We start from the raw sequence: 2,256 nt of genomic DNA on the forward strand, positions 1-2,256 counted from the left end.
AATAGGACTTCGATATAGATTTTACACAGTTAGAAGAAGCGTATGGAAATGCGCACCATAGGGGGTGATAGTCCCGTATTTTAAAGCTGGGTTAGAGTTTTAGGAGTATCCTGAGTAGCGCGGGACACGAGAAATCTTGCGTGAATTAGCGGGGCCCATCCCGTAAGGCTAAATATGTCTGAGAGACCGATAGTGAACCAGTACCGTGAGGGAAAGGTGAAAAGAACCTCGAACAGAGGAGTGCAATAGATCCTGAACCCGTCTGCCTACAAGCGGTAGGAGCCGATATTATATTGGTGACTGCGTGCCTTTTGCATAATGAACCTACGAGTTTTTCTATTCGGCGAGGTTAAGGTGTTAATCACCGGAGCCGTAGCGAAAGCGAGTTTTAAACAGCGTATAGTCGGATGGAGAAGACGCGAAACCAAGTGATCTACCCTTGGTCAGGTTGAAGGTTAGGTAACACTAACTGGAGGATCGAATCGTTAAGCGTTGAAAAGCTTTCGAATGAACTGAGGGTAGGGGTGAAAGGCTAATCAAACTTGGAGATAGCTCGTACTCCCCGAAATGCATTTAGGTGCAGCCTTGTATTTTTTGACTGTGAGGTAGAGCGACTGATTGGATGCGAGGGTTTCACCGCCTATCAAGTCCAGACAAACTCCGAATGCGCAGTTCATATATTACAGGAGTGAGGGCATGGGTGCTAAGGTCCATGTCCGAGAGGAGAAGAATCCGGACCATCAGCTAAGGTCCCAAAATACCGGCTCAGTTGAATAAACGAAGTCAAGATGCATAGACAGCTAGGATGTTGGCTTGGAAGCAGCCATTCATTTAAAGAGTGCGTAACAGCTCACTAGTCGAGGATTTTGGCGTGGATAATAATCGGGCATAAGTCGGTTACCGAAGCTGTGGGATCTGCAAAGATCGGTAGGGGAGCATTCCAATTTGGTTGAAGATAAGGATTGATTCTTGTTGGACGGATTGGAAAAGCAAATGTAGGTATAAGTAACGATAAAGGGGGTGAGAAACCTCCTCGCCGAAAGACTAAGGTTTCCTGATCAACGCTAATCGGATCAGGGTTAGTCGGGACCTAAGGGGCAGCCTTTTGGCGTACCCGATGGCATAATGGGTTAATATTCCCATACTAATGGTATGAGTGATGTGGAGACGTAGGAGTGACAGAGGAGCCGACTGACGGAATAGTTGGTTGAAGGGAGTAGAAGTTGATTGGTGTAGGCAAATCCGCACTGAGATTCGAACCTGATAGTACCGAGCGTATTTATACAATCGGATATTTCTCGTAACCATACTACCAAGAAAATCTGCTAAACATATTGTACCATTACCCGTACCGTAAACCGACACAGGTAGTTGGGTTGAGTATACTAAGGCGCTCGAGATATTCGCGGTTAAGGAACTAGGCAAAATAGTCCTGTAACTTCGGGAAAAAGGACGCCACACTGTTAGTGTGGCCGCAGAGAATAGGCCCAGGCGACTGTTTAACAAAAACATATGGCTATGCTAAATGGAAACATGCTGTATATAGCCTGACACCTGCCCGGTGCCGGAAGGTTAAGAGGAGAAGTTATCGCAAGAGACGCTTTGAATTGAAGCCCCGGTAAACGGCGGCCGTAACTATAACGGTCCTAAGGTAGCGAAATTCCTTGTCGGGTAAGTTCCGACCTGCACGAATGGTGTAACGATCTGGGCACTGTCTCAACCGCGAGCTCGGTGAAATTGTAGTATCGGTGAAGATGCCGATTACCCGCAACGGGACGAAAAGACCCCGTGAACCTTTACTATAGCTTTACATTGGATTTGGGTGTCAGATGTGTAGGATAGGCCGGAGACTGAGAGTTGGTGACGCCAGTCATCAAGGAGTCGCTGTTGAAATACGGCCCTTTTGACATTTGGGTTCTAACTTGTAGATCAAGGACAATGTATGGTAGGTAGTTTGACTGGGGTGGTCGCCTCCAAAAGCGTAACGGAGGCTTCTAAAGGTACCCTCAGGCCGATTGGTAACCGGTCGTAGAGTGTAATGGCACAAGGGTGCTTGACTGGGAGACAAACAAGTCGCACAGGTAGGAAACTAGAGCATAGTGATCCGGTGGTTCCGTATGGAAGGGCCATCGCTCAAAGGATAAAAGGTACTCCGGGGATAACAGGCTGATCGCTCCCAAGAGCTCATATCGACGGAGCGGTTTGGCACCTCGATGTCGGCTCGTCACATCCTGGGGCTGGAGAAGGTCCCAAGGG

The 2,256-nt window shown here is 48.0% G+C and carries 1 rRNA gene; it reads left to right on the forward strand.

Annotation, left to right across the window (positions count from 1 at the left end):
• A 23S ribosomal RNA gene (locus B5D48_RS08985) occupies positions 1-2,256 on the forward strand; the annotation flags it as partial.

This window comes from Porphyromonas crevioricanis (assembly GCF_900167225.1).
Taxonomy (GTDB): Bacteria; Bacteroidota; Bacteroidia; order Bacteroidales; family Porphyromonadaceae; genus Porphyromonas; species Porphyromonas crevioricanis.